This is a genomic window from Vibrio mimicus CAIM 602, assembly GCF_000338875.1.
In the GTDB taxonomy this organism is placed as follows: Bacteria; Pseudomonadota; Gammaproteobacteria; order Enterobacterales; family Vibrionaceae; genus Vibrio; species Vibrio mimicus.
In genome coordinates this window covers 1-5,132 of record NZ_AOMO01000059.1, presented here as the reverse complement: position 1 = coordinate 5,132, position 5,132 = coordinate 1, and the positions used below count along the sequence as shown (strand labels likewise).

General features: G+C 40.5%; 5 protein-coding genes and 1 pseudogene. All 6 read left to right on the top strand.

Annotation, left to right across the window (positions count from 1 at the left end):
* Positions 1 to 197: 197 nt before the first annotated feature.
* The 6 genes and pseudogenes from D908_RS20205 to D908_RS0119840 all read left to right on the top strand — a co-directional run bounded on the left by D908_RS20205 (position 198) and on the right by D908_RS0119840 (position 4,928).
* Positions 198 to 890, top strand: a complete 693-nt coding sequence (locus tag D908_RS20205) for a RipA family octameric membrane protein (protein WP_005526567.1) — start codon at positions 198 to 200, stop codon at positions 888 to 890.
* A 141-nt stretch (positions 891 to 1,031) separates the two neighbouring features.
* A complete protein-coding gene (locus D908_RS03815) occupies positions 1,032 to 1,529 on the top strand; it encodes a GNAT family N-acetyltransferase (RefSeq protein WP_005526565.1) in 498 nt (165 codons plus the stop codon).
* A gap of 644 nt (positions 1,530 to 2,173) precedes the next feature.
* Positions 2,174 to 2,524 carry a cupin domain-containing protein gene (locus D908_RS03825; protein WP_005526561.1) on the top strand — a complete coding sequence of 117 codons (351 nt, stop codon included), beginning with the start codon at positions 2,174 to 2,176 and terminating at the stop codon, positions 2,522 to 2,524.
* 244 nt (positions 2,525 to 2,768) lie between these two features.
* Positions 2,769 to 3,248 (top strand): YehS family protein, encoded by a 480-nt coding sequence (locus tag D908_RS03830; protein WP_005526559.1) that lies wholly within the window; start codon positions 2,769 to 2,771, stop codon positions 3,246 to 3,248.
* Between the two features lie 294 nt (positions 3,249 to 3,542).
* Positions 3,543 to 3,668 (top strand): annotated as a pseudogene (locus D908_RS22675) (DUF645 family protein); the annotation flags it as partial.
* Positions 3,669 to 3,932: 264 nt separating this feature from the next.
* The gene (locus D908_RS0119840; RefSeq protein ID WP_032467709.1) at positions 3,933 to 4,928 is read left to right on the top strand and encodes a hypothetical protein; all 996 of its coding nucleotides are present in this window, start codon (positions 3,933 to 3,935) and stop codon (positions 4,926 to 4,928) included.
* The last annotated feature ends 204 nt before the right edge of the window (positions 4,929 to 5,132 follow it).

The following is a 5,132-nucleotide window of genomic DNA, read 5'->3' as shown; positions in this document are numbered from 1 at the left end:
AAATCGTTTTCAAGCAAATGTGTTTGAAAAGTCATTGTGAAACAATAGGCTACGAAGCTAACAAACGCCTCAAGAGGGACTGTCAACGCGCGGCGTTTCCAGTCCCATTGAGCCGCGGTGGTTACGGTTGTTGTGTTTGAGTTTGGTGGCATGCGTTGCCAGCCCCTTAGGCGGGCGTTAGTTTTTTTGGAGGTCCAGTGGCAATTTTTGATTATATTTTTTCTACTAAAAAGTCAGGTCTTACCGAACTCTCAGAGGAAGAGTATAAAAGAGACTTGATTGACTTATGCCCTGAAAAAGCAGAAAGAGCATTTGAAAAAGCATGGGCTACTAGGAACTTTGAGATCGAAATGTATTGGAAGCGAGCAACGTATTTTTGGGCGTTTATAGCTAGTACGTTTGTTGGTTATTTCGCCTTGGTTTCATCGGACAATTACGACAAGCAAGATGCTTTCAATCATGTTGAGGTGTATTTTCTCATTTGTATTGGTTTTGTCTTATCTTTAGCATGGCATTTCACAAACATAGGCAGTAAATCGTGGCAACGGCACTGGGAAGTACATGTTGACCTTTTAGAGGACGCGTTTACTGGACCTTTATACAAAACAGTTCACCCAATACAAACCTATTCAGTATCAAAAATTAATGAAATAGTTAGTTTAGTATTTGTGCTTATTTGGTTGTTGTTGGGCATCAAGTACTTAGTTGACCAAGACTTAATAAGGTCTTGGGGTGAAAGTTATACGGTTAACTGGTTTGTCTTTGCTAGTACGGTAATGTCTGTTGTGGTGGTGGTTTCCATGATTTTTGGACATGGTCGAGGACGCTTTGGTTCAAGACCTATTGTTATGTACCGACGGGACGTTCGCTACTCAAAAGAAAAAAACTAACAAACTGTTCAAGAGTGATTCGCAACGCGTGGCATTTTCAGTATGCGTTGATTTTAGTGTTTAAGGTGGTCTGCGGCGGCTTCGGTATTGCGTTGCTCACACCTTAACATGGCGTTATGCACTTTTTAGGAAAGAGGAACTATGGTTGTTGAAGTCAGGCGAGCAGAGCCATCAGATGCTAAAGCGATAAAAGGAATTTATGAGTGCCCAAATGCCTACACCGGCACATTACAACTTCCGCTTCCATCCTCAGATATGTGGGAAAAACGTTTTCAGAATATTCCAGAGCATGTTTATGCGTATGTGGCAGTAGTGGACGGTGAAGTAGTAGGTAATTTGGGTTTTGAGCTATGTACCAATCCGCGACGTCGTCACGTCGGTACATTCGGTATGGGTGTCAAAGACGATGTTCAAGGTTTAGGTGTAGGTAGTGCTTTACTGAAAACGGTTATCGATTTAGCGGATAACTGGCTGAATTTGAAACGAATCGAATTGACGGTCTATGTGGATAACGAACGAGCGATTAACTTGTACAAGAAATTCGGCTTTGTAATTGAAGGTGAGTCGAAAGCTTATGCATTCAGAAATGGCAGCTACGTTGACGTTTATCATATGGCTCGCGTTGTGGCACATGCATAACAAACGCCTCAAGAGGGACTGTCAACGCGTGGCGTTTCCAGTCCCATTGAGCCGCGGTGGTTTCGGTTGTTGTGATTGAGTTTAGTGTTAATGCGTTGCCAGCCCCTTAGGCGGGCGTTATGTGATTTCGAGATATTTACCAATGAATATACTATTTATATGTAGTCGTAATAAATTGCGTAGCCCTACAGGTGAAGCTGTTTTTGCTAACTCACCCGATATGGAAGTAAGATCTGCTGGTATTAGCAATGATGCTCAGGTTCCAGTAAGTGTCGAAGATGTTGAGTGGGCCGATGTTATATTTGTCATGGAGCAGTCCCAGAAAAGTAAGCTCATAAAGAAATTTCGAGGTCAGATTAATAGACAACGTATCATTTGCTTGGGTATACCTGATATATACAAATACATGGATCCCGAATTAGTAGAGATATTCAAAAGAAAAGTTCCTAAGTATCTTTAGCATCAATCACATAACAAGGCGTTCAAGAGGGATTCATGCCGCGTGGCATTTTTGGTATGCGGTGAGTTTTGGTGGTGAAAGTGGTCTGCGGAAAGTTGGTTTAGGCGGCATTCACCCCTTAACGCAGCGTTATGGTGCTCTAGATATTTGAGAAAAATCTATCGAAAAAGGAATTAGGATATAGATGATTCGTAACTTTTATACATGCGATAAAGAAGTTGACCACAATAGCCATGATGGCGAAGGTTCAATAGACATTTATCGTGCTTTTAGACGCAAAGATTTTGACGGTGCTTGGGACTTTGCTATTCGTGTAGTAATGCCTCCGGGAAGCTCTATGGGTGAACACAGCCACGGAGATGATGAAGAAATGTATATTATCATGAAAGGTGAGGGCACTATGACGATTGAGGGTGAAGAAACGAAGGTTACTTCGGGCGATATGATAGTTAATAAGCGCTTTGGCACACATGGTTTAGTTAATACTTCGAACCAAGAAATAGAGTTATTAATTATTCAAGCCAGCCTCAAGTAAATCACCATAACAAACACCTCAAGAGGGACTGTCAACGCGTGGCGTTTCCAGTCCCAATGAGCCGCGGTGGTTACGGTTGCTGTGATTGAGTTTTGTGGTAGTGCGTTGCCAGCCCCTTAGGTGGGCGTTATGTTTCCTCATAAGTTGGCACAATTGGTAGGGTGTAGGCAGCAAGTTTGCTAAAATCCGAGCCTTCCAGTAATCACGTTGATAGCACTGGATTTACCGAATACTAGGAACTATTTTGACCAATAATGATGTTTTACGCCGAGTGAGTTATACCTTCGATCTGAATGACCAGATAATGTCCCAAATATTTTCTTTAGCAGGCTTTGCTGTGTTAGATGAACAAGTCTCTTGCTGGCTGAAAAAAGAAGAAGATGATTCTTTTGTTGAACTTAGCGATAGAGAGCTTGCTTTATTTCTAAACGGATTCATCAATTTTAAGCGTGGTAAACGTGATGGTGAAGAACCTCGAGCAGAAGAAAAAATAAGTAATAATATTGTATTTCAAAAGTTACGTATTGCTTTGAACTTAAAGGCTGAGGATCTTCTGGAAATCCTCCAACTTGCAGATTTTCGTTTAAGCAAGCATGAACTGAGTGCATTTTTCCGTAAGCCAGATAACAAGCATTACAGAGAGTGTAAAGACCAGGTTCTCAAAAGTTTCTTGCTAGGCCTTGAGCGTCAGTTGCATCAACGTGGTGATAAATCGGAATCATAACAAACGCCTCAAGAGGGACTGTCAACGCGTGGCGTTTCCAGTCCCAATGAGCCGCGGTGGTTACGGTTGTTGTGGTTGAGTTTAGTGGTAATGCGTTGCCAGCCCCTTAGGCGGGCGTTAGTTTCTATCAAGAAAAATCATCAAAAGCTTAGGTTCAATGCTCTGAGAATTTAGCTTTCAGCGTTCAATTTGCACAATTTAGCTTTTGAGTTTTTGACGATGATGATTCAGTTGAACGTGTTGAAAGTTCAGCTATTTCAAAGTTGCTGAAAGCCAACAAGCCTCGATACTTCAATGTTGTCGGATGTTCAACACGGACAGCTTGGTTTCATAAAAGGCTGAGTCATCGCTGTGATCTGGCTTTCTTTGTCGCGGACTCTTAACCGTGGTCAACTTAGCCTTGATCGTTTTGAGTCTTGGTAGCCAACTTCACAGCTTTTGGTGTTGGACGTGTGTTTGTTCGATTCTTTTGCGTAAAATGATTTTCATGCAGATGCGTTTAAAAAATCATTGTTAAACAATAGGCTACGAAACTAACAAACGCCTCAAGAGGGACTGTCAACGCGTGGCGTTTTCAGTCCCATTGAGCTGCGGTGGTTACGGTTGCCGTGTTTGAGTTTAGTGGTAATGCGTTGCCAGCCCCTTAGGCGGGCGTTAGCAAAATAATAATTAACTGAGGTAGATATGGGTTGGAAAGGTACAGTTAGATCTATAAATGCAGCTGCGAAAAGAGCAGATCGAAACGCTAAAAAGCGCCAAAGAGAACTTGAGCTTAGACGTAAACAAAATGCAAAAATGCAAGAGCTAGAAGAAGCGGCTTATGAAGTTGAGGTTTTTGAAAATTACATAGAAATTATCCAATCTATGCATAAAGAATGTGGTGATGAAATTGATTGGCATAGTGTTTTAGCTTCAAAAGAGCCTGCAAAGCCTTCATTCTTCAATAGGTTAGAAATACATGCTGTTAATCAAAAGGAAAAATATAAGCCAAGTTTCATTGATCGTTTGTTTAAACGTGTTGAAAGTAAAATTAAATCTTTCGATAGAGACATTGAATCTGCTAAAAAACAAGATCAAGTTGATTTTGAAAAATCGCTTAAAAAATGGCAACAAGATTGTAAAGAATGGTTGGAGAGTATTGAGCAAGCAAAATTGCTTATTGCAGGTGTTCCAGAAGCGAAAATTAATACGATTAAAGAGCTTGCCCCTTTTAGTGAGTTAGACAAGCTAGGTTCTAGCTTACATTTTTCAGTATCAGATAATTCACTTTTGACTATAAATGTCAATATTCATGGGGAGGATATTATTCCTAGTGAGCAAAAATCGTTACTTAAAAGTGGAAAGTTATCAGTTAAAAAAATGCCTGTAGGTAAGTTTAATGAACTTTATCAGGATTATGTTTGTAGTTCAGTTTTACGAATCGCAAGAGAGGCTTTTGCCATTTTGCCTGATGAATTCATATTAATTAACGCTACAGATAAGTTATTGAATAAAGTAACTGGCCATCTCGAAGAACAGAATATATTGTCAGTATATATATCGAGAAATACATTGTATGGCTTGAATATGGAGTCAATAGATCCTTCAGATAGTATGCAGAATTTTATCCATAAAATGTCCTTCAAACCTACTAAGGGTTTTGAGGCTGTTCCGTCAGTAGAATTTGAAGTAAATGTGTAAGTTATTTTGCTAACAAACGCCTCAAGAGGGACTGTCAACGCGTGGCGTTTCCAGTCCCATTGAGCCGCGGTGGTTTCGGTTGTTGTGTTTGAGTTTAGTGTTATGCGTTGCCAGCCCCTTAGGCGGGCGTTATGAATACTCAAAACTCCACCTAAAAAATAAAAATTGTTGCATATTGCCTTGTCGTGAATATGATACGGCATG